This window comes from Microbacterium sp. HJ5 (assembly GCF_054824025.1).
In genome coordinates this window covers 81,243-102,737 of sequence record NZ_JSYE01000020.1, presented here as the reverse complement: position 1 = coordinate 102,737, position 21,495 = coordinate 81,243, and the positions used below count along the sequence as shown (strand labels likewise).

Sequence of the window (21,495 nt, the reverse complement as noted above, 5' to 3'; positions counted from 1 at the left end):
CCGGAGTCAGGCGAGCTGGTTGTTCCACATCGACAGCGCCGCGCCGATGGCCATGTGCATGTCGAGGTACTGGTACGTGCCGAGCCGGCCGCCGAAGAGAACGTCCTTCTCGCCCTTGGCGAGCTCGCGATACGCGACGAGCCCGCTCCGGTCCTCCGGCGTGTTCACGGGGTAGTACGGCTCGTCGTCGCGCGTGGCGAAGCGCGAGAACTCGCGCATGATCACCGTCTTGTCCGCGGGGTACCGCTCGCCGCGCTCGGGGTGGAAGTGCTTGAACTCGTGGATGCGCGTGAACGGGACGTCCGCGTCGGCGTAGTTCATGACGGGCGTGCCCTGGAAGTCGCCGACCTCGAGCACCTCCTCCTCGAAGTCGAGGGTGCGCCACGACAGAGCGCCTTCGGCGTAGTCGAAGTAGCGATCGACGGGACCCGTGTAGACGATCGGGAGCTGACCGACCGTCGACGCCTTGTTGAGAGGCTGCGACTCGTCGAAGAAATCGGTTTCGAGCTTCACCTCGATGTTGGGGTGATCGGCCATGCGCTCGATCCACGCGGTGTAGCCGTCGGTCGGCAGGCCCTCCCACGTGTCGTTGAAGTAGCGGTTGTCGTAGTTGTAGCGCACGGGGAGCCGGCTGATAATCTCGGCTGGTAGCTCCTTGGGGTCGGTCTGCCACTGCTTCGCGGTGTAATCGCGGATGAACGCCTCGTACAGCGGGCGCCCGATCAGGGCGATGCCCTTCTCCTCGAGGTTGGCCGCCTCCTTGGCGTCGAACTCGCCCGCGAGCTCGTGCACCAGCGCCTTCGCCTCGTCGGGCGTATACGCCGCCTGGAAGAACTGATTGATCGTGCCGAGGTTGATCGGCAGCGGGAACACCACGCCCTTGTGGTTGGTGTACACGCGGTGCACGTAATCCGTGAACGTCGTGAAGCGGTTCACGTACTCCCATACACCGGGGTTGGACGTGTGGAAGAGGTGTGCGCCGTAGCGGTGCACCTCGATACCGGTCGTCGGCTCGTCCTCGCTGTACGCGTTTCCGCCGATGTGGTGGCGGCGGTCGATGACCGTGACCTTGCGACCGGATGCCGCGGCGCGCTCCGCGATGGTGAGACCGAAGAAGCCGGAGCCGACGACGAGCAAGTCCATGCGGGTGCTGTTCCTTTGCAGGGTGGAACGCCGTCGGGAACGGCGACGCGGCGACGGGAGGCGCCGCCGCGCTGCAACAGTTTACCGGGAGCGCGTCCGCGCAAATCCTGAGGGAAAACTTGAGGCGCGGGGCGGTTAACATAGCCCGACACTGGTATGCGCGCACCACGACACGCCGAAAATCATCGGATTCGTCCCCCAAAGAGGGGACAGAAGCGCACTTCTTTCACACCTGTCACTCGGCTAGCGTAAATCGCAAGCGCTTCCCCAGGGCGCCCGGGCATCCCCAGGCCCTGTCATTTGTACGACCCAGCGTGCAAAGGAGGGCCGTCATGCGCGCCCGAATTCTGTCCATCATCCTGCCCGCCGTCCTCGTCGTCGGCGCGAGCGTAGCCGTCGCCTCACCCGCGCAGGCCGCGACGGCCGACACCGCCACCGTCTTCAGCCAGACCAACGCGCAGCGCGTAAAGGCCGGATTGAAGCCGCTCATCTCCGATTCCACCCTCGATAGGGCCGCTCAGGCCTGGGCGCAGCAACTCGCCAAGTCCTGCACCTTCGCGCACAGCACGGCCTCGTGGCGGACGAGCCGAACGGCGAGTGCCGGATGGTCCGCCACGGGCGAGAACATCGCCGCCGGCTATTCTTCCGGCGCGGTGGTGAGCGCCTGGATGGCCTCGTCGGGCCACCGTGCCAACATCCTCAACTCCCGGTACACCGGTGTGGGGATCGGCTACGCCAAGGGCACCTGCTACTCCTCTTACTGGGTGCAGATCTTCGGGCTGAGCAAGTCCGCAACAGTTCCCGGCACAGGCGACGCCGACAGCGACCACGATGCCGACATCGTCGCTGTCGACAGTCAAGGTCGGCTCCTCGTCTATCGCGGGAACGGCGCCGGCGGGTGGCAGGGTTCGGCCACCGCCGTGGGCACGGGCTGGCGCGCAGACGACAAGCTCGTGACGCTCGGCGATTTCAGTGGCGACGGGATGGGTGACCTCGGCCGCATCCGCGCCGACGGCACCTTCGAGCTGATGCGCGGGACCGGGGCCGGCACACACGCCGCGCCCGTCGCGATCGGCAAAGGCTGGGGCGGATTCCGTCGCGTCGTCGGCGGCATCGACTTCGACGGCGATCGGCGCACGGACGTCCTGGCCGTGAAGCCTACGGGAGCGCTCATGCTCTACCGCGGCAACGGGGCCGGCGGGTTCAGCGGCAGCGCCGCGCAGATCGGCACAGGGTGGGGCACCATGACCGCCCTGTTCTACGCGGGAGACTTCAACGGCGACACGCGCGGCGACCTCATCGCCCGCCGCGCTGACGGCACGCTCTGGCTGTATCCGACCACCGGAACGCGCTCGTGGGGCGCGGCCAAGCAGATCGGCACGGGCTGGGGCGGCATGACCGCCATCATCAGCGCAGGAGACTTCGACGGGTCGGGCAAGCCCGATGTGCTGGCGAGGCGCTCGGACGGAACCATGACGCTCTACCGTGGGAACGGCAAGGGCGGCTGGGGAACCGTGACCAACGTCGGAACCGGTTGGGGCGGTTTCTCAGCGCTCGGCTGAGCGACGCGGCATGGTGAGCGCGCGGGGTGGGGCGAAGACCCCTCCCCGCGCGCACCGATCGGAAGCCGGCGGCGAGGTCACCCCGCGCCGACGACAAGACGCGGCGTACCTGTCCAGTTCGCTGCGTCCGTCGCGTTGCGCCCGTCGACGATGAGCCGGATTCCGGGAAGCTGCGCGGGGCCGAGGGTGCGGTAGTCGGCGTGATCCGTCTGCAGGATGGCCAGGTCGACGTCGTCGCCCAGAGCGTACGGCTCGAAGCCGAGTGAACGGAGCTCGTCGTCCGAATAAAGAGGATCATGCACACGCACCTCAGCGCCGCGGGACCTGAGCGCCTCGACCGTCGGGAACACGCCCGAGAATGCCGTCTCCTTGACCCCGCCACGGTACGCCGCACCGAGCACCACAGCCCGGGTTCCCTCGAGCGAGCCGAGCACGTCGGCGGCCTGCCCGACCAGGCGCTCCGGCATCGAGGCGTTGAGCAGGCGTGCGGTGCGCACGATATCGGCATCGGGGTCGGTCGAGAGGTACAGGCGCGGGTAGACCGGGATGCAGTGCCCGCCCACGGCGATGCCGGGGCGATGGATGTGGCTGTAGGGCTGGGAGTTGCACGCCTCGATGACCTGGTAGACGTCGATGCCATGATCTGCCGCGAACAGCGCGAACTGGTTCGCGAGGCCGATGTTGACATCGCGGTAGGTCGTCTCGGCCAGCTTGGCCATCTCGGCAGCCTCCGCGCTGCCGAGATCCCACACGCCGTTGGGGCGGGGAAGGTCGACGCGCTCGTCGAACTGCAGCACTGCTTCGTAGAACTCTCGCGCGCGCTCGGCACCCGCCGCCGAGAGGCCTCCGACGAGCTTCGGGTACTTGCGCAGGTCTGCGAACACGCGGCCGGTCAGCACGCGCTCCGGCGAGAACACGAGATGGAAGTCGGTTCCCTCGACGAGTCCCGACCCCTCTTCGAGCATCGGCTTCCAGCGGCCGCGGGTTGTGCCGACGGGAAGCGTCGTCTCGTAGGACACAAGCGTCCCCGGGGTCAGGTGCTCCGCGAGGGAGCGGGTCGCGGCATCCATCCACGCGAAATCGGGCTCCCACGTCGTGTCGTTCACGAAGAGCGGGACGACGAGCACGACCGCGTCGGCCCCCGGGATCGCCTCGGCGTAGTCGGTGGTCGCGCGCAGCCGCCCCGCGGGAACCAGTTCGGCGAGCTTCTCCTGAAGGTGCGCCTCACCGGGGAAGGGCTCGACGCCCGAGTTGATGGTCTCGACCGCTTTTGCATTGACGTCGACGCCGATCACCTCGTGACCGGAATCTGCGAACTGGACGGCGAGGGGAAGGCCGATCTTTCCGAGGGCCACGACGGCGATGCGCATGGGTTCCAGTCTAGGCGTCCCGCCTCACGGCCCGTCCCCACCGACCGCACAGGCGGTGCGTAATAGAATCCCTCCGGTGACGGCAACGACGGACAACGGGTCAATGCGCCGCCTCGATGCCATCACAGGGCTTCGGTGGTGGGCGGCGTTCGCCGTCTTCGCTCACCACATCCAGAATCTCGTCCCCCTCCCCGGTCCGATCGCGGCGGTCGCCGGGTTCGGCCATCTGGGAGTCACGTTCTTCTTCGTCCTGTCGGGCTTCGTGCTCACGTGGGCCTGGCGTCCAGAGGTCGACAAGCGGACGTTCTGGTGGCGCCGGTTCTCTCGGATCTACCCGCTGACGCTGGTCACGCTCTTCCTCGCGATCCCCTCTTCTACAGCCTCCAACCCGACCCCGCGCAGGGGTGGGTGAAGCCCTTCGACCTCGGCATCCTTCTGCTCTGCGTCTTCCTGCTGCAGGGGTGGTCACGCGATCCGGTGATCCTCTTCGCTGGCAACCCGGCGGCGTGGACCCTCACGGTCGAGGCGTTCTTCTACGCGATGCATCCCTTCGTCTCGATGGGGCTCAAGAGGCTCGCGCGACGCGGTGCGCTCATCGCGGCGGTGTGCGTGGTCGTCTTCGCGATCGGCACCCGCGTCCTCATGATCACGAACCCCGGCAGCTGGGTGTCCGGGCTGCCGTGGCCGATCCTCCGCTTCAACGAGTTCGTACTGGGCATGTGCCTCGCGTGGGCCTTCCGCCACGGCTGGCGCCCGCGGCTCCCCATCTGGGTGCCGCTGGCTCTGCTGGGCGGTTGGATCGCGATGCTCATCGCGACGGACCGCATTCCTGCGGCCGAGGGCTACTACGCCCTCGTCGGCCCGTACACCAACGAAGTGGTGACGATCGGCTGCGCGCTCCTCGTCGTCGCGACCGCGTCCGCCGACTTGAAGGGACGCGCCCGGCTCCTCTCGGCTCCGCTGGCCGTGCGGCTGGGCGAGTGGTCGTACGCCTTCTATCTCATCCACGCGACGCTCATCTACGCCGTGCTCAACGTCGTGGGCTTCCAGCAGGGCGGATGGATCGCGGCGATGTGGTTCGTCGCGCTGCTCGCGGCGTCGCTCGCGGCGGCGTGGGCGCTCCACGCCTTCATCGAGCGCCCGGTCGAGAAGCGACTTCGCTACTGGCAGTCGACTCGCCGGAAGGCCGGTGCTGCGACGCGCCGTTCCCCCGCCGACTCCACCGTGGCTCGATCCTGAGGCCCCGCCGATGGTCGTGTAGCGTCGGCGGCATGCGCGAGTTCACCGAACAGGAAGAGTTCTGGCGTGGCCGGTTCGGCGACGAATACGTTGTGCGAAACGACGGTCCGGAGCTGCTGGCCAGCAACCTCGCGCTCTTCTCCGATGCGCTGCGTCACGCCCATTCGGTGCGCAGCCTGCTGGAGTTCGGCACGAATCGGGGGTTGAACCTGCGCGCATTGCACGAGCTGCTGCCGCATTGCCGGCTCTCGGGCGTCGAGCTCAACGAGACGGCCCACGCCGCGGCCGAGTCCTTGGGGATCGCCGATGTGTGGATGGGCTCGATCTTCGACTACGACGTCGAGTCCACTGTCGACCTCACTCTCGCCAAGGGGGTCCTCATCCATCTCGATCCCGAGCTCCTCCCGGCCGCGTACGCCAAGCTCTACGAAGCGAGCGAGCGCTACATCCTGATCGTGGAGTACTACAATCCCGAACCGGTGCACGTGAGCTACCGCGGGCATGAGAACAAGCTCTTCAAGCGCGACTTCGCGGGTGAGATGCTCGACCTCTACGACGACCTGCAGCTCGTCGACTATGGATTCCGCTATCGCCGAGACCCGGGATTCCTGGGCACCGACTGCACCTGGTTCCTGCTCGAGAAGCCGCGCAGGATCTGACGATCAGGGAGCGGCCGGCTCCGAATGCGCCAGCTCCGGCCGACGTCGGATCAGCTCGAGGATGTCTTCCGATCCGAAGAGGCCCGAACTCGTCCCGAGCTCGCGGTAGACCGCGCGGACGAACTCGAGGTCCGCGGGCAGATCGACCGTCCACCGCAGGTGGGAGTTGTCGACGTGCTGCGTCACGGACGTGAGCGTGAAGGACTCGGGGCGCCGGTAGATCCCCTGCGTGACATGCTCGCGTTCCGCCGGTGTCGCCACCGCTGCCACGCGCTCGAGCGCATCGGTGGTGACCGACTCCACATCGAGACCGCGGGGGAACGTGCGCTCGAGTACGTTCGAGGCGTAGTCCGTGCCGCTCTCCTCGTGGGCCTGGACGACGGAATCGATCACGGCCGGATCGGTTAGCGGGCAGTCGGCTGTGAGCCGGAGGAGGCGGTCCACACCGCGGAGCCTTGCGAGGCCGAGATAGCGGTCGAGGACGTCGGAGAGCGAGCCGCGGTGCACCGTGACACCCGCGTCGGCGAGGAGGTCGACGAGGGGATCGTCGGATGCATCGACGGACGTGGCGACGACGACATCCGACACGAGCGACGCTGCCCGCACCCGCTCCAGCTGGCGGAGGATCATCGGACGCCCTTCGACGTCGGCGACGACCTTGCCGGGCAGGCGGCTCGAGCTCATGCGTGCTTGCACCACCGCCAGCGTCATCGGCGTGCCATCCCGGCTCGAAGCTCGGAGATGACGCGGTCGGCGGCGCGGCCATCGCCATACGGCGTCGCGTCGGTCGCAGCCGGCTGCGGACGCGAGACCGCCGCGGCGATCTCCGTCGCCCCCTGGGCGAGGACATTCCACCCGAGGTCGACGGTCTCGACCCATTCCGTCTCGGTGCGCACGGTGGTGCACGGAACGCGCAGCAGGAAGGCCTCCTTCTGCAGGCCGCCGGAGTCGGTGACAACGCCCGCGGACGCGAGGACCGTCGCGATCAGATCGGGATAGGGAAGCGGATCGTGAACCATCAGCGATCCGCCGGACAGCTCGACGCCCAACTCGATCGCGCGTGCGCGAACGCGCGGGTGCGCCAGCAGCACGATCGGCTTGTCGAGGCCCGAGAACGCGTCGACGATCTCGCGCAGGCGGGCGGGGTCGTCGGTGTTGTCGGCGCGGTGGATCGTCGCGACGAAGAACTCGCCGCGCCGAAGGCCGAGCTCGGCGATGATGCCGGGCTCCTGCGGTGCCTGCTCGCGGACACCGAAGAGCACATCGGTCATGACGTCGCCGACGAGCACCGTCCGATCGGCGAGACCCTCCGAGGCGAGGTGTCCCACGGCGACCTCGGTCGGGGCGAGCAGGAGATCGGCGGCGTGGTCGGTGAGCACGCGGTTGTGCTCCTCGGGCATGCGACGGTTGAACGAGCGGAGTCCCGCCTCGAGATGTGCCACGGGCACATGGAGCTTCACGGCGCTGACGGTCGCGGCAAGGGTGGAGTTGGTATCCCCGTAGACGAGCACCCAGTCCGGGTCGTGCTCGAGGATGACGGCGTCCAGCGCGCCGAGCATGGCGCCGGTCTGCACACCGTGCGAGCCCGAACCGACGCCCAGATGCACGTCCGGCGCCGGGATCCCCAGGTCGGAGAAGAACACGTCCGACAGGAGCGGGTCGTAGTGCTGACCCGTGTGGACGATGATGTGCTCGACGCCCGCCCGCGCGGCGGCGTGCGCGATCGGCGCGAGCTTGACGAACTGCGGACGTGCCCCGACGACGCTCATGACCTTCACGGGTCAGAAGTCTACGTTTCCGCGACGGGCATCACCGCACGCGGTCGGCGAGCGCCGCGGTGACCCGCCTCGCACCCTGTCCGTCGAAGTGACGGCGGCACGCTGCGACCAGCGCCTCGCGGGTGGATCGTTCGTCGACGAGGGCACGGACCGCCGCGGCGAACCACGAGCGGTCGAGGGGCGCGTCGACGAGGTCCGCTCCGTGAGCCACGCCGGAGGAGACGGCGGCCTGGAGGGAGTCCTGCTGGTTGTCCACGACAGCAAGGAGGATCGTGGGGACTCCGAGCGTGCAGACGTCCCAGGCGGTCGTGCCTGCGGCGGACACCACCACGTCTGCGCCGGCGAGGAGCGCCGGAAGATCCGGCGTGGGCGCCAGGATGCTCCACGTGCCGGCCGGAGCGATGTCGGCGAGGGACCGGTGCTGGCGGGTCTGCGCCACGAACGTGAAATGCACGCCGTCGACGCCTGCGCACGCGGCGGCGATCTCCAGGGTGCGGTCGTCGGCATCGGTACCTCCCAGCACCACCACGGCCCGCGGCGGACGGTGGCGCAGTTCGGCGGGCGACGAAGGGATGCGACTCGTGAACGCCGAACGCACGAGGGCGTACGCCGAGCCCCGCAGCTGCTCCCCCGGGCCGGCATCCGTCAGAGGACGGTCCTCCGCCCCGAGGTTCTGGTCGAGGTACATCGTCGCGTCCGCGCCGCGGGCGTGGCCGTCCGCGAAGAGCAGGAGCGGCGACAGCCGCGCGGCCATCGAGATCTCCCGCGCCGGGATCTGGTAGCTGTCGACGACGACCCAGTCGGGGCGCCGCCGCGCCACCAGCTCGCCATCGAGGCGATCACGACGTGCAGGGATCACCTGCACGCCGCTGGCCAGGACGGCGTCGGCCAGCCACGGGATGTCGATGCCCGCGGTCGCGAGCACCACGTCGTGCCCTCCCTCGTGAAGGGCCTCGGCGAGGGTGAGCAGGCGCATGACGTGCCCCGTGCCCTGTGTGACTCCCGCATCGGCGCGAAGCATCACACGCATGTCGGGACCGCCGGGCTCGAGTCGCTCGCTGAATCGTGCTGCGCGCGCAGGCGAGGGTACCCTGGAAACGCCGTGGCCGGCGAAGTCCGGCTCATCCAGCTGAAGGGTTCCAAGTTGTCCATTCTCGAAGGTTCGTCGATTCTCGTCACCGGTGGAACCGGATCGTTCGGCAAGGCGTTCATCAGCCGCATCCTCTCAGACCTCGGTCCCCGTCGTGTGGTGATCTACTCGCGCGACGAGCTCAAGCAGTACGAAGCGCGCCAGCTCCTCGGCGACGACCCGCGGCTTCGCTGGTTCATCGGCGACATCCGCGACGAGCATCGCCTGCGCCGCGCGATGCACGACATCGACTACGTGGTTCACGCCGCGGCCCTGAAGCAGGTCGACACCGCGGAGTACAACCCGTTCGAGTTCGTTCGCACGAACATCATCGGCTCGCAGAATGTCATCGAAGCATCCATCGACGCCGGGGTGAAGAAGGTCGTCGCCCTCTCCACCGACAAGGCGTCCAGCCCGCTCAACCTCTACGGCGCGACGAAGCTCGCCGCAGACAAGCTCTTCCAGTCCGGCAACCACTACGCCGCCGGCTACACCACGCGGTTCTCGGTCGTGCGCTACGGCAACGTCATGGGCTCCCGCGGCTCGGTGGTGCCGTTCTTCCGCGGTCTCGCCGAGAGGGGCGAGTCGCTGCCGATCACCGACGAGCGGATGACCCGGTTCTGGATCACCCTGCCCCAGGCGGTGCAGTTCGTCATCGACTCCTTCGACCAGATGAACGGCGGGGAGCTCTACGTGCCCCGCATCCCGAGCACGCGCATCCTCGACATCGCTGAAGCCGTCGCCCCGGGCGCACCGCGCCACATCGTCGGCATCCGCCCCGGTGAGAAGCTGCACGAGGAGATGATCTCCGGCGACGACAGCCGCCGCACGATCCGCGCAGGAGACCGGTACATCGTCCTCCCCACGATCGCAGACTGGGGCTTCGTCATGCCCGACGGCGAGCCCGTCGCCGACGGGTTCGCGTACCAGTCGGACTCGAACGACGAGTGGCTCTCGGTCGAGGAGATCCGCGCGCTCGTCGACGGGATGCGCTGAGTGTCCATCCCGTACGGCCGGCAGTGGATCGACGATGCCGACGTCTCGGCCGTCGTCGACGCGCTGCGCAGCGAGTGGCTCACAACGGGCCCGGCAGTCGCGACGTTCGAGCAGTCGATCGCCGCAGAGGCGGGAGCGGATGCCGCGATCGCAGTGTCATCGGGCACGGCGGCGCTGCACGCCGCGTACGCCGCCGCCCGCGTCGGTGAGGGAGACGTGGTGCTCACCACTCCGCTGACGTTCGTCGCGACGGCCGCCACGGCCGCGCAGCTGGGCGCCCGCATCGAATTCGCCGACGTCGACCCGGCGACCGGGAATCTGGATCCCGCGGCCGCCGAGGCGGCCATGACCGACCGCACGCGGGTCGTCGCCGCCGTCGACTACGCCGGGCATCCCGTCGAGCTGGACGAACTGCGCAGCATCGCGCACGCACGAGGGGCACTGCTGCTCGAGGACGCGGCGCACTCGATCGGATCGACCTACCGCGGCGCCGCCGTGGGATCGATCGCGGACATCACCACGTTCTCGTTCTTCCCGACGAAGAATCTCACGACGGCCGAGGGCGGAGCGGTCGTGACTTCGGACGCGCGGCTGGCCGACGGCGCTCGCGCGTACCGCACCCACGGACTGGTCCGCGATCCGGAGCGGCAGCGGATGCCCGACGAGGGGCCGTGGCACCAAGAGGTGCACGAGTTCGGACTCAACTATCGGCTGCCCGATGTCCTGGCCGCACTCGGGACCAGCCAGCTCTCACGCCTGGCCATGTTCAAGCAGCGTCGCACCCGCATCTTCGAGCGATACTCCGACGAGCTCGCGGACCTCGGGCTCACCCTCCCCGTCAAGCACGCCCACGTCGATCCGATGTGGCACCTTTACCCGCTCCGCGTGCCCGCCGCGGACCGGCGGCGGATCTTCGAGGAGCTCCGTGCGCGCGGCATCCTCGTCCAGGTCAACTACATCCCGGTGTACTGGCACCCCGTCTTCGAGGATCTCGGCTACCGACGCGGCCTGTGCCCGGTCGCCGAGCAGTACTACCGCGAGGAGATCTCCCTGCCGATGTACGCCGCGCTCACGGACGACGATCAGAGCCGTGTCATCGACGCGGTGAGAGAGGTTCTCGCATGACATCCCCCATACCGGGAGAGGGCGACGTCCTCCCCCTCGTGGTCGCCGAGATCTCAGGGAATCACAACGGGTCTCTCGATCGGGCTCTCGACATCGTCCGCGCGGTGGCGGACACCGGGGCGCAGGCGGTCAAGATCCAGACCTACACCGCAGACACCATCACGCTCGACGTCGACGCCCCCGCGTTCCGCGTGTCAGAGGGGCACGAGCTGTGGGGGTCGCGGACGCTGCACGACCTCTACACGGAAGCCCACACGCCCTGGGAGTGGCACGAACCCATTTTCGAGCTCGCGCGCGACCTGGGGATGATCGCCTTCAGCACTCCATTCGACGAGACCGCGGTGGACTTCCTCGAATCGCTCGATGCACCGCTGTACAAGATCGCATCCCTCGAAATCGTGGACCTCCCCCTGATCGAGCAGGTTGCGGCGACGGGCAAGCCCGTCATCATGTCCGTGGGCACCGCCACGATCGCCGAAGTCGCGGCCGCGGTGGACGCGGCTCGCCGCGGTGGGTGCGAGGACCTCACCCTCCTCGCGTGCACGAGCTCCTACCCCGCCCGCGCCGAGGACACGCACCTGCGCCGCATGTCGGCGATGACCGACATGTTCGGCGTCAAGGCGGGGCTCTCCGATCACACGCTCGGCATCGGGGTGTCGGTGGCGGCCGCAGCTCTGGGCGCCCGCGTGATCGAGAAGCACGTCACCCTCAGCCGTGACGACGGCGGCGTCGACAGCGCGTTCTCACTCGAGCCGAGTGAACTCGCGGCTCTGGTCGACGCATCGCGCGCCGCCGTCGCGGCGCTGGGCTCGGCACACGCGTGGTCGACGGCGGCCGAGGCGGAGTCGCTGCGCCTGCGCCCCTCGCTGTACGTCGCGACCGCAGTTCGGGCGGGCGACGTCCTGACGGAGGCGAACGTCCGATCCGTTCGTCCCTCGGGTGGTCTCGCACCCGTCCACCTGCCGGATGTGCTCGGCCGCAGATTCCGTCAGGATGCCGGTGTGGGCACTCCCCTGTCGTGGGAGCTGCTCGCCTCCGACTGAACACGGACGAAGGACCTCGGACTGGCGTCCTCGGGTCCACTGGGCACGAAGCCGGCCGCCGTGAAGAGGCGCAAGCTTGCCGTGTTCTCAGGGCGGATCACTGCGCGGAGGCGCTGCACCTTCGGGTGGGACTCCTCGAGCGCCGCGATCGCGGCCTCCAACACGGGGCGGCCGTAGCCCCGACCGCGGTGCTCGGGGGCGAGGTTGATGCTCACCTCGGCCTCGATCACGGTCCCCATCGCCTCGTCCGCGTCGAATCGGCACATGGCCACCGGCTCACCCGTCCGTGTGTCGTCGACGATGAGGATCACCCGGCGCGGATCGGCCAGACTCGCCGTGAACCAGCGGACATGCTGGTCCAGCGGGACGACGTCCGTCTGCAGCGACATTCGCCTCGTGTCGGGATCGTTGCGCCAGGTGAGCACCATGGCCGCATCGTCGAGCCCGGCGGCGCGCGCCCGGAGGGGTCCCATCGATGAAGTCACGACCCCAGGGTATCGGCGGCGTCCCGCCCGCACCCAGCGGGTAGACTCATCCGGCGCTGTCCGACGGCGCGCGAGATCGACCGGAGGGTGCTGTTGAGCGAGACGGCGGGAATGCGCGCGCTCCTCGACCTCGAGGACGATCCGCCGTCGTCCCTGCGGGTGCTCATCCCCGGCACAGACGTCCCGCTCTGGCCGCTCGCACGCTGGCCGCTCTCGCGCGCCCTGGCGGAGACCGACATCGGCACCTCGGTGCCGACATATCAGAGCCATTCCCTCAAGCATCGTCTCGTCACGGCGGCACGGCGGATCATCCCGAACCGCCGCGCGAGCGCGCACGCGCCGCGTGCTGACCACCTGTTCGTGGCGAGCGGATGGACGCGCACCCCCCGCGCAGGCGGCTACGTGAACTGGCTGACCGACGACTTCGCGCGGTCGCTCGGCGACGACGCCGTGGTGGTGCAGGATGCGTACTTCGACCGGTTCAGCGCCACCGCGTTCACTCCCGCGAATCCGCGCACGTACACCTACGCGCTGTCGAATGAACGCATCGCGCAGGCGGTCGACCGGAATCCGCAGGACTCCGCGGCGCGCGCGACCGTCGAGCGGGCGATGCGTGACGCGTTCGATGCACTCGCACATCCTGTGACCGAGTCGGGCCGTCGGCGGGCGATCGGCGACGTCATCGGCCGCGCTCAGCGCGCGTCGCATGCCCAGCGGGAGTTCTCCCGCCTGCTCGACACCGTCCGCCCGCGCCGGCTCTATATGCAGACGGCTGCATACGGCACCCGCGCGGCGGAGATCGCGCTGGCACACGACCGCGGCATCGACGTGACGGAGTTGCAGCACGGCTGGATGGGCAGCAGCCACGCCGCCTACAACGCGGGAGGCCTGATGCGGGAACCGGCCCTGGCTCGCTGCCTCCCCGACACCATCCTGGGGTACGGCGAGTACTGGGGCCGCGACATCCGGTATGCAGGGCGCTTCCTTCCCGTGGGCAAGCCCACCCTGGATCCCCTCGTCCTCCGTCCGCCGAGCTGGTCGAGCCGACCCGCGCGACTCCTGTTCGTCTCCAGCAACTTCGAGCACGACCTCGTCGACTCTGCGCTCATCGCCCTGCGCAACCGTCTCCCCGACGACTGGGAGATCGCGCTCCGTCCGCACCCGGTCGAACGCGCGTCGGCGGCGTCCAGGCACGAGGGCGTGCTGCGGCGCGACGGGATCGAGCTCGACCTGTCCGCCGACGCCGGCGCCGCGCTCGCAGCCAGTCGGGCCGTCGTCGGCTTCTCCAGCACGATGCTGTTCGAGGCGCTCGCATACGGCTGCCACGTCGCCGTGCTCGAGTCCGCACTGGCCGAGCACTACGCTTCGGCGGATGTCTTCCCCTTGCGTCTGAGCCGCGACCTCACCGACGTCGGCGATATCGTCGCGCACTTCATCGAGCCGCCGACAACGGTCGAGCGCGCACTCGCAGAGGCGGTGTGGAAGCCCGGCGCCGTCGAGGCCTTCCGGGCGTTCGCGGCCGGCTGAGTCAGATACCGCGGCCCAGGAGCTTCGAGGCGAGACCGAATCGCGGCGGTGCCTCCCTGTGGAGGAACGCGCCTATACTGCGCGGCACGACATTGCGCGGGCGGATCGCGGTCCGTCCGGGCAGGAGCGCGAGCGCCTTGCGCAGGTCGGGCGTGGGTGCGGCGAAGGCGTCGAGGATGTCGCGATCGGTGCGTGAGAGCGGACGGAACGCAGCCGGCGCGATGTCGGCGCAGCGGCGCACCACCTCGCCCAGCGCGATCACGTCGTCGGCACTCCACAGGTCCTCCGTCGGCCGGTACGTGATCCACATCAGCACATTCCCGCGCAGCATCTTCGTCACCACCGCGTCGCGCTGCGTCGACGTGAGCGAACGGAACACGTCTCCGCGCAGCAATCCCTCGAGGAACGATGCGTCCGCCGCGACCGGCTTCGCGACAGTCGACACACGGACGGGAGCATCCTCGTGCACGAGATATGACGGCCCGCGACGATCGAAGGCGATGCGTGCGTCTGAGAACCACAGCCGATTGCCGTACTCGACGTCGATCCCCGAGCGGAGTCCGGCGGGGAACCTCAAGTCTCCGAAGCGCGCGCGCGACACCAGGCCGAGGGGCGACGTCCGGTAGGCCAGCCGGTCGCGGACGCCGTCGAGCGCACGGGTCCTCCCCACGCGCGCCGGAGGAGTGAGCATCGGCCCGCGACCGACCACCGTGACCCGCGGGATGACGACGTCACTCGCCGTGCGTTCGGCCAACGCCAGCCAGGAGTCGAGCGCTCCGGTCTCGACGGAGTCGTCGGAACCCATGATGGAGGTGTATCTCGCGGTGGCGAGGTCGAGCCCGGCGTTGAATGGGCCCGATGGGCTCGGGATGCCGTCGGCGAGCTCGACGAGACGCAGGCGCGGGTCGTCGACATGAGCGGCAAGCGCCTCCGCGACCGCGTCCTGGCCGAGGTTGTGGCAGACAACCGTCACCCGGAGCGGACTCTTCGTCCCGGCGAGCACGGAACCCACGGCGCGCGCGATGGGACGCCTCACGTCATGGACGGCGATGATGTGATCGATGGCGGGCTCGGGCATCCGCTGAGCCTAACCTTCGGAAAGGGACGCGCCGGAGTCGTCCGAATGGAGGAAGGGCGCCAGAACCTGAGCGGATCGACGTCCGTCATGGACCTCGGCGACGAAGGCCGGCCCCGCGGCAGCGGTCGCTCGCGCGCGCTGCGGATCGGCGACCATGCCGCGAAGAACCGTCTCCAGGGTGTTCGGGTCAGCCTGAACGATGGGCAGTTCACAGTTGGTCTGCTCGCGCACACGACGGCGGATCCCGGGGGTGACGTTGCCGACGACGACGCGGCCGGCGGCCATCGCCTCGCATGCGGCCACGCCATAGTCGCCGAGACGGAACTGATCGAGCACGATGTCGGCACTGCGGAACCTGTCGGGGATGGCGTCTGCCGCGATGCCTTCGATCCGCTCGTACCTGATCAGTCCATCGTCGACGAGCCTCGCGAGCGTCGGCTCGATCAGATTCGTGCCCTTCACCGCTGTGCTGCTGGGTGCGTGCACGACCAGCGGAACGGCACTCGCGAGAGGCGGCGTGTCCGTGACCCAGAGTGCGGGGTCTACGACGACCGGCAGCCAGAGACCGTAAGGAACATCGTCGAGCATGCCGGGGGTCGATACGAACACGGGCACAGCCAGGTCGGCGGCCAGACGGTGGTTCCGGTCCGCCTCGTCGCGAAGGGTGTCGGTCAGTTCCCACTCTCCCGGCGCGTACGGCGAGAACTCATGCGCGGTCGCGTGGCGGGAGGGGATGCGCATGTCGCTGCCGTGGGTGAGGAGTGCGACTCGGATGCCGGTGGACTGCAGCATCCGCACCTGGTCCGCGACGCTCTGCCGGTACACGTCGCCGAACAAGCTGCGGCCGGCCTCGACGATCACGTGCGTGTAGCCCGTCGTGACGGCGGCGCGCTGTCGGTCCTGCCACGGGCGAGACATCAGATAGACCGATGCGGACACCCGCTGGTCCACGGGGAAGCGGTACATGGATCCGGCCGAGTACGCCATCGACGTGGCCGAAACTCCGTCGAGGAACCGCTCGGCGGCGCGTGCCCACTGCCACCCCTGACCCGCGAAGTTGACCGGGCCGATGAAGAGGCGGATGGGCATCGCCGGGTCGGCGGGGCGCGCGGGCGCGACTCCGGCGGTGAACTGAAGCTGCGCAGGAAGGAGTCGCTCGAGGAGCCGATCCGGGATGAGGCGGGCGATGCGGACCCTCATCGCACCGGATCCTCGCGGAAGCGCCACGGTCAGACCTCCCTTGCCACGAGCGCGTCGATCGCACGCACCCAGACCTCGACCTGGCGCCCCGCGGACAGATCGAGTGCGGCGGCGTCCGATGCGCGCTTCCAGGCGGCCACGCGATCCGATGTGAGGGTGTCCAGGACTTCCGCCAGGGCCGCCGAGTCGAACCCGCCGGCGACCGCTCCGACGCCTCGCTGTTCGATCACGCTGCGCATCTCGGGAGACGGACCGGTGATCACTCCCAGCCTCGCCTGGATGTAGTCGAAGAACTTGTTGGGCAGTGCCCACGCGTTGTTGAAGTTCACCGGCGGCAGCACGTGCACTCCGACGTCGTGCGCGTGCAGCGTACCGATCAAGCGGTCGTACGAGACCGGGTCGTGCAGCCGGATCCGCGAGTCACCGGCGACCCGCTTCCGCAGATTCGCGAGGTATCCCGGATCGTTCGGCATGAGGAACAGATCGAGCGACACCGACGCGGTCGTCCGCTGGACCGCTTCGATGATCTGGTCGATCCCCCGGCCGGGCAGGCACGCTCCGCTGTGGACGAGCCGGATCGGTTCGCCGACAGGAGCGGGATCCAGTTCGGCGTATGGCGCCGAGTTCGTCACGACCTCCGCGCGGACGCCGAACCTCCGCTCGTACTCCCGCGCGATTCCCGTCCCGACGGTCGTGACCGACCCGGCGTCAGGGAGGAATGTGCGGCACATCCAGCGGACGAACGGCGCGACGAACAGGCGCCAGCGGCGATTGTCGTCCTTCTGCCGCGGCGCATACTCGTGGAGGTCGGCGTGGACTCCGAGGGAGGGTCGCAGCGACAGCGCCACGCCCACCGAATCGATGTCGTTGGCGAGGACGACATCGAACTTCTCATCGGCGAGTGCGCCCGCGACGAATGCCACCGCGGGATTGCTCCAGTACGCGTGGGCGAATCTGCGCAGGAGGAGGGCGCGCTTGTCATAGCGCCAGTACACCCGCTCGTCGGGAAGCCTCACGTGACGGCGCACACCCGCCGGCTCGGGGCCATAACCGAGGGTCGTCAGCTCGTACCGGTCCTTCAGCGCCTCGATCTGCTTGAGCACTCGCGCGTCCGACGCGATCGGAGAGAAGGACAGGATCAGCAGCCGGCGTCTCACGTGTCTCCTCCTGCGAGTCTGCGGATGGCATCTGTCCATCCGGCGCTCTGCGACTCCGCCGACAGATCGTGCGCTGCGATCTCCGACCGCGCTTTGAACGCGCGCACGTCGTCGGCGTCGAGCGAATCGATCACCCGTGCCAGATCCGCAGCCGTGAAGCCGTCGGCGACGCGGCCGATCCCGCGCTCGCGCACGACCTCGGCCATCTCGGGCGACGGACCGATGAGCACCCCGAGTCGCGCCTGCACGTAGTCGAAGAGCTTGTTCGGGAGAGCCCAGCGGTTGTTGAAGTTGGTGGGCGCGAGGAGGTGGACACCGAGGTCGAAGTCGTTCAGCGTCCCGATGAGCTCTGCGTAGGGCACGGGAGGATGCAGGGTCACCCCGTCGAGCTCCTCGGCCCGGATGCGGATCTCCTCGAGGTGCCGCGGGTCGTTCGGCGTCAGGTACAGGTCGAGCGTCACAGCGGACCGGGCTTGGGCGACGGCGTCGACGACGGCCATGACGTTCCGTGCGGGAAGGCACGCGCCGCTGTGGACGAGCCGGAGGGGCCTCTGCACCGGCGTCGGCTGAAGCTCCGCGAACGGGGCGGCGTTGACCACGATGCCGGGCGCGAAGCCGAACTCCCGCTCGTACTCCCGTGCAAGCCCCCTGCCGACGGTGGTCCATGAAGCGGCGCGCCGGACGTACGTCCTGCAGACCCAGTCCCAGAACGGCTTGATCCGCCGCGCCCAGGCAGGATCCTCATCATGCAGGCGCGGGGTGTACTCATGGAGGTCGGCGTGGACGCCCCGTGAGGGCTTGAGGCCCAGTGCCACCGGAACCGCCTCCACGTCATCGGCCAGCACGACGTCGAACGTCCGCCCGCGCAGCGCGGCAGCGGACCACCGGACCGCGGGGATGCGCCAATACGCCGCGCGGTAGAGCTTGAGCGTGACGAGCCGTCCGTCGAGCTTTCGCGCGGGGAGACCGTCCGGGATCCGGATGTGCTCCACGCCTTCGAGCTCGAACGCGCCGATGCCGCACGTCGTCACCGTGTACCGCTCGCGGAGAAGCATGATCTGCTTCAGCACGCGGGCATCGGAAGCGATGGGCGAGAAGGACAGGATCAGCACGGTGGGCCGGGAGGTCGCCGTCATGTCACCCTCGTCTGTCCACGGTGTAGCGCGCGTAGCGTCGGAGTACGCTCTCACGTCCGAATGCCCGCGACAGCCGGCGGGGAAGGAGCCGGGCGGCGCGACCGGCGCCGCGGTACCGCACCAGCGCCGCGGCGATGTCGTCGGCACGTGCGCCTGCCGCCGTGACCGCGTCCAGCAAGTCCCGGTCGGCACGCGGGAGATCGTCGAACCCCGCCGGACCGTATGAGCGGGCCGCGGAGACGGTCGCAGCGATCCGCTCACGATCCTCGTGCGGCCATGCCTGAGCCGAGGGACGGGACCTGATGGCGCCGATGACGTTGACCCGCAGAAGCTTCGCGACGAGAGACGTGCGGACGGGGCGAGGCTGCCGCGCGGCCCAGGGATTCCCGAGCAGAGCGTCGACGGGATCGAGCACGGCGCCCAACGCGCGCGGCTGAGTCGTGACCCGCGTCTCGGCGTCCGCGCCGATGACGTAAGCCGGATGCCGCGGATCGAAGTCGATCCGCACGGGCGCCGTCCACAGCGCGCTGCTCCATGCCAGGTCACCGCCGACCGGCATGCCGGGACTCAGGGGTCCTTCGCACAGAGCGATCAGATCCCGACGGATGAGGGCGAGTGGAGCCGTGCGGTGGAAGAGTCTGTCTCGGACGGCGTTCAGACGCCGGCGGCGCCAGGGACGCGTGAGCGGATTCGCCAGCAGCGCGCCGCCCTGGTATCGAAGGGCCACGAGTTGGACGTCGGCACGGCTCGCGGTGACGGCATCCATCCACGCGCCCAGCGCGCCGGGCTCGAGGAAGTCGTCAGACCCCATGATCATGACGTAGTCGCCGGTCGCCAGTGCGAGGCCGTGATTGAAGGGACCGGACGGCGAGGGGATGCCGTCGTCGAAGGGCACCAGCCGCACCGCAGACCGGTCGTATTCGCCGATCGCCTCGGCCACCGTCTCCGTCGTCAGACCGTGGCACACGATCGTCACCCTCGCGCGCCCGGACGGGTCGGCCAGCGACGCCAGAGCCCGGTCCACACGGCGCCCCGGGTCGTGTACGGCGATCACGACATCGAGAAGTGGCCCGTCGGTCATTCCGTCGCCCCGAGGCCGGCCAGCGCTGCCTGCTCGGCGAAGTCCGGCTCGGAGCGCACCACGTCGTCGAACGTCCCCCGGGCGACAACCGTACCGTCCCGCATGAAGCAGACCTGGTCACTCTGGCGGATGGTCGAGAGACGGTGCGCGATGGCGATCACCGTGACCTCACCATGCAGACTCCGTATGGCCTCCGCCACCGCCGACTCGGTCTTGGTGTCGAGCGCGCTCGTCGCCTCGTCCATGACGAGCACGAGGGGGTCGTTGTACAGCGCGCGAGCGATTCCGAGGCGCTGACGCTGTCCGCCCGACAGCGCCATGCCGCGATCACCGACGAAAGCGTGGATGCCGCCCTTGCGCGACTCGACGACATCGAGGAGCTGCGCACGCTCGAGTGCACGTCGCACCTTCAGCTCGTCGAAGTCGTCACCCCAGGTGAGCGCGACGTTCTGTGCGACGGATCCCGAGAAGAGCGAGACTTCCTGCGGGACGTAGCCGACCCGCGAACGCCACGCTGCCAGCACCTCATGAAGCGGCACGTCGTCGATGGTCGCCGTGCCCTCCGTCGGCTCGAGCAGACCGAGGATCACGTCGACCAGCGTCGACTTCCCCGCCCCGGACGAGCCCACGAGGCCCACGCTGGTCCCCATCGGCACCGTCAAGTCGACGTCGCGCAGAGCAGGGGTCGACGAAGACGGGTAGCTGAAACCGACGCCCGACAGCGCCAGGACTTTCGGCTCGCCCTCGATGGGGCGCGTCCCCGCCGTGTCGTCCATCACCGCCTCGGCGGCGACGATGTCCATGATCACGGCGTTGACGATCGGCACGCTCGCCTGCGTCTGAGTGAGGATCGACTGGAAGCCCGTCATGGACGGGACGATTCGGAAGCCCGCGACTCCGAAGAGCGCGATGGAGGTGAAAGCCTGCGTCGGCCCGCCTATCGCCCACGAGACGCCGCCGATGAGGAGGAAGCCGACCACCAGGGCGGCATCGTAGACGTAGCGGGGAACCACGCCCAGAAAGCTGAGGTTGGCCCGCGCCCGCACCGCGCGCGATCGATTGCCGTGCACGACCTGGGCGACGGACGCGGCGGAGCCGCGCAGCGTGATCTCCTTCAGTGCACTCACCATGTCGGACATCAGAGACGCGACGCGGAAGGAGTAGTCGCGGTTGACACGGCCGGCTATCGTCGCGCGCCGCGTCACGAGCACGAACAGGATTGCGGCGATGATGCCGAGGTAGGCCAGGGTGATGAGAGCGATGAGGGGCTGGCTCACGAAGAGCACGACGAGCACGGCGATGAATGTCGCGAGCAGCGACGGGATCGAGCTCAGGGGAACGAGGAACCCACCGACAACCGCCGCGATCCCGACGTCCGCCATCCGGACGAGCTGGGCGGTGTTCCGGCGGAGTCTCTCCGTCCACGGCGCGCGGATGTACACGTTGAAGAGCGAGTCGCCGATCTCGAGCTCGTACGAGGCGAATCGTCGCGTCGCGGCCCACTGGAGCCAGGTCGACAGGATCGACTTCGCGACGATGAGCCCGCACACCACCACCAGGAGCGTCATCGCCGACGTCCCCGCGATGCGACCCAGGATGGGAAGCGTGATGCCGTTCTCCTGCACCATCGCTCCGAAGGCCACAGCGAGGAGCATCAGAGCGGCGATGTCCAGGATCGCCAGCAGCGAAGACGCCACGATGTAGACGGCGATGAACCGTCGCGCCCCACGCGGGAGCAACGGGGTCAGGGTGCGGAGAGTGCTGAAGACCGCTTTCATCTCAGCCGT

Annotated in this window: 20 protein-coding genes; 8 read left to right on the top strand and 12 right to left on the bottom strand. The window is 68.9% G+C overall.

Features of this window, described 5'->3' with window-relative positions; genetic code table 11:
* Positions 1 to 6 precede the first annotated feature (6 nt).
* A complete protein-coding gene (gene glf / locus OB08_RS11165) occupies positions 7 to 1,143 on the bottom strand; it encodes a UDP-galactopyranose mutase (protein WP_461474715.1) in 1,137 nt (378 codons plus the stop codon).
* A 332-nt stretch (positions 1,144 to 1,475) separates the two neighbouring features.
* On the opposite strand from glf, the gene OB08_RS11160 reads away from it, so the two are divergent.
* The gene (locus OB08_RS11160) at positions 1,476 to 2,705 is read left to right on the top strand and encodes an FG-GAP-like repeat-containing protein (RefSeq protein ID WP_461474714.1); all 1,230 of its coding nucleotides are present in this window, start codon (positions 1,476 to 1,478) and stop codon (positions 2,703 to 2,705) included.
* A gap of 77 nt (positions 2,706 to 2,782) precedes the next feature.
* On the opposite strand, the gene OB08_RS11155 is transcribed toward OB08_RS11160, so the two are convergent.
* Entirely contained in the window at positions 2,783 to 4,075 is a 1,293-nt protein-coding gene (locus OB08_RS11155) for a nucleotide sugar dehydrogenase (protein WP_461474712.1), read from the bottom strand.
* Between the two features lie 76 nt (positions 4,076 to 4,151).
* Here OB08_RS11155 and OB08_RS11150 point away from each other — a divergent pair, with 76 nt between their 5' ends.
* Genes OB08_RS11150 through OB08_RS11140 form a run of 3 tightly spaced genes read left to right on the top strand, consistent with a single transcriptional unit; the run spans position 4,152 to position 5,973 of the window.
* Positions 4,152 to 4,487: an acyltransferase family protein gene (locus OB08_RS11150; RefSeq protein ID WP_461474710.1), complete on the top strand. Its 336-nt coding sequence runs from the start codon at positions 4,152 to 4,154 to the stop codon at positions 4,485 to 4,487.
* Positions 4,484 to 5,314, top strand: coding sequence for an acyltransferase family protein (locus OB08_RS11145; protein WP_461474708.1), 831 nt, complete (start codon positions 4,484 to 4,486; stop codon positions 5,312 to 5,314). Before OB08_RS11150 ends, OB08_RS11145 begins: the two co-directional genes overlap by 4 nt.
* Before the next feature lie 32 nt (positions 5,315 to 5,346).
* Positions 5,347 to 5,973, top strand: coding sequence for a pseudaminic acid biosynthesis-associated methylase (locus tag OB08_RS11140; protein WP_461474706.1), 627 nt, complete (start codon positions 5,347 to 5,349; stop codon positions 5,971 to 5,973).
* Between the two features lie 3 nt (positions 5,974 to 5,976).
* Here the strand turns inward: OB08_RS11140 and OB08_RS11135 are convergent, their stop codons facing one another.
* From OB08_RS11135 to OB08_RS11125, 3 genes are read right to left on the bottom strand one after another with little or no spacing between them, the layout of a single operon-like run.
* Entirely contained in the window at positions 5,977 to 6,684 is a 708-nt protein-coding gene (locus OB08_RS11135) for a cytidylyltransferase domain-containing protein (protein WP_461474704.1), read from the bottom strand.
* A complete protein-coding gene (gene wecB, locus OB08_RS11130) occupies positions 6,681 to 7,751 on the bottom strand; it encodes a non-hydrolyzing UDP-N-acetylglucosamine 2-epimerase (RefSeq protein ID WP_461474702.1) in 1,071 nt (356 codons plus the stop codon). The genes OB08_RS11135 and wecB overlap by 4 nt, the downstream gene beginning before the upstream one ends.
* Before the next feature lie 31 nt (positions 7,752 to 7,782).
* Positions 7,783 to 8,727: a hypothetical protein gene (locus tag OB08_RS11125; RefSeq protein ID WP_461474700.1), complete on the bottom strand. Its 945-nt coding sequence runs from the start codon at positions 8,725 to 8,727 to the stop codon at positions 7,783 to 7,785.
* Positions 8,728 to 8,895: 168 nt separating this feature from the next.
* Between OB08_RS11125 and pseB the strand changes: the two genes are divergently transcribed.
* From pseB to pseI, 3 genes are read left to right on the top strand one after another with little or no spacing between them, the layout of a single operon-like run.
* Positions 8,896 to 9,876, top strand: coding sequence for a UDP-N-acetylglucosamine 4,6-dehydratase (inverting) (gene pseB, locus OB08_RS11120; protein WP_461474699.1), 981 nt, complete (start codon positions 8,896 to 8,898; stop codon positions 9,874 to 9,876).
* Positions 9,877 to 11,001, top strand: a complete 1,125-nt coding sequence (gene pseC, locus OB08_RS11115; protein WP_461474697.1) for a UDP-4-amino-4,6-dideoxy-N-acetyl-beta-L-altrosamine transaminase — start codon at positions 9,877 to 9,879, stop codon at positions 10,999 to 11,001.
* The gene (gene pseI / locus OB08_RS11110; RefSeq protein ID WP_461474695.1) at positions 10,998 to 12,044 is read left to right on the top strand and encodes a pseudaminic acid synthase; all 1,047 of its coding nucleotides are present in this window, start codon (positions 10,998 to 11,000) and stop codon (positions 12,042 to 12,044) included. Before pseC ends, pseI begins: the two co-directional genes overlap by 4 nt.
* On the opposite strand, the gene OB08_RS11105 is transcribed toward pseI, so the two are convergent.
* Positions 11,990 to 12,529 (bottom strand): GNAT family N-acetyltransferase, encoded by a 540-nt coding sequence (locus OB08_RS11105; RefSeq protein ID WP_461474694.1) that lies wholly within the window; start codon positions 12,527 to 12,529, stop codon positions 11,990 to 11,992. The genes pseI and OB08_RS11105 overlap by 55 nt on opposite strands.
* A 93-nt stretch (positions 12,530 to 12,622) precedes the next feature.
* Between OB08_RS11105 and OB08_RS11100 the strand changes: the two genes are divergently transcribed.
* Positions 12,623 to 14,056: a hypothetical protein gene (locus OB08_RS11100; protein WP_461474692.1), complete on the top strand. Its 1,434-nt coding sequence runs from the start codon at positions 12,623 to 12,625 to the stop codon at positions 14,054 to 14,056.
* Position 14,057: 1 nt separating this feature from the next.
* On the opposite strand, the gene OB08_RS11095 is transcribed toward OB08_RS11100, so the two are convergent.
* Genes OB08_RS11095 through OB08_RS11070 form a run of 6 tightly spaced genes read right to left on the bottom strand, consistent with a single transcriptional unit; the run spans position 14,058 to position 21,486 of the window.
* Entirely contained in the window at positions 14,058 to 15,134 is a 1,077-nt protein-coding gene (locus OB08_RS11095) for a glycosyltransferase (protein WP_461474690.1), read from the bottom strand.
* Between the two features lie 9 nt (positions 15,135 to 15,143).
* Positions 15,144 to 16,334, bottom strand: coding sequence for a glycosyltransferase (locus OB08_RS11090; protein ID WP_461474688.1), 1,191 nt, complete (start codon positions 16,332 to 16,334; stop codon positions 15,144 to 15,146).
* Positions 16,335 to 16,363: 29 nt separating this feature from the next.
* Positions 16,364 to 17,491, bottom strand: a complete 1,128-nt coding sequence (locus OB08_RS11085; RefSeq protein ID WP_461474686.1) for a glycosyltransferase family protein — start codon at positions 17,489 to 17,491, stop codon at positions 16,364 to 16,366.
* The gene (locus OB08_RS11080) at positions 17,488 to 18,627 is read right to left on the bottom strand and encodes a glycosyltransferase family protein (RefSeq protein ID WP_461474684.1); all 1,140 of its coding nucleotides are present in this window, start codon (positions 18,625 to 18,627) and stop codon (positions 17,488 to 17,490) included. Before OB08_RS11080 ends, OB08_RS11085 begins: the two co-directional genes overlap by 4 nt.
* A 1-nt stretch (position 18,628) precedes the next feature.
* Positions 18,629 to 19,708 carry a glycosyltransferase gene (locus OB08_RS11075; RefSeq protein WP_461474682.1) on the bottom strand — a complete coding sequence of 360 codons (1,080 nt, stop codon included), beginning with the start codon at positions 19,706 to 19,708 and terminating at the stop codon, positions 18,629 to 18,631.
* Entirely contained in the window at positions 19,705 to 21,486 is a 1,782-nt protein-coding gene (locus OB08_RS11070; RefSeq protein ID WP_461474680.1) for an ABC transporter ATP-binding protein, read from the bottom strand. The genes OB08_RS11075 and OB08_RS11070 overlap by 4 nt, the downstream gene beginning before the upstream one ends.
* Positions 21,487 to 21,495 lie beyond the last annotated feature (9 nt).

Excerpts from the sequence above, each read along its gene's own strand:
- OB08_RS11160 (WP_461474714.1), top strand. The coding sequence starts at position 1,476 with ATGCGCGCCCGAATTCTGTCCATCATCCTGCCCGCCGTCCTCGTCGTC.
- OB08_RS11155 (WP_461474712.1), bottom strand. The coding sequence starts at position 4,075 with ATGCGCATCGCCGTCGTGGCCCTCGGAAAGATCGGCCTTCCCCTCGCC.
- OB08_RS11125 (WP_461474700.1), bottom strand. The coding sequence starts at position 8,727 with ATGCGCCTGCTCACCCTCGCCGAGGCCCTTCACGAGGGAGGGCACGAC.
- OB08_RS11080 (WP_461474684.1), bottom strand. The coding sequence starts at position 18,627 with ATGACGGCGACCTCCCGGCCCACCGTGCTGATCCTGTCCTTCTCGCCC.
- OB08_RS11095 (WP_461474690.1), bottom strand. The coding sequence starts at position 15,134 with ATGCCCGAGCCCGCCATCGATCACATCATCGCCGTCCATGACGTGAGG.
- OB08_RS11090 (WP_461474688.1), bottom strand. The coding sequence starts at position 16,334 with ATGAGGGTCCGCATCGCCCGCCTCATCCCGGATCGGCTCCTCGAGCGA.
- OB08_RS11135 (WP_461474704.1), bottom strand. The coding sequence starts at position 6,684 with ATGACGCTGGCGGTGGTGCAAGCACGCATGAGCTCGAGCCGCCTGCCC.
- pseI (WP_461474695.1), top strand. The coding sequence starts at position 10,998 with ATGACATCCCCCATACCGGGAGAGGGCGACGTCCTCCCCCTCGTGGTC.
- OB08_RS11070 (WP_461474680.1), bottom strand. The coding sequence starts at position 21,486 with ATGAAAGCGGTCTTCAGCACTCTCCGCACCCTGACCCCGTTGCTCCCG.
- OB08_RS11140 (WP_461474706.1), top strand. The coding sequence starts at position 5,347 with ATGCGCGAGTTCACCGAACAGGAAGAGTTCTGGCGTGGCCGGTTCGGC.
- glf (WP_461474715.1), bottom strand. The coding sequence starts at position 1,143 with ATGGACTTGCTCGTCGTCGGCTCCGGCTTCTTCGGTCTCACCATCGCG.
- OB08_RS11075 (WP_461474682.1), bottom strand. The coding sequence starts at position 19,708 with ATGACCGACGGGCCACTTCTCGATGTCGTGATCGCCGTACACGACCCG.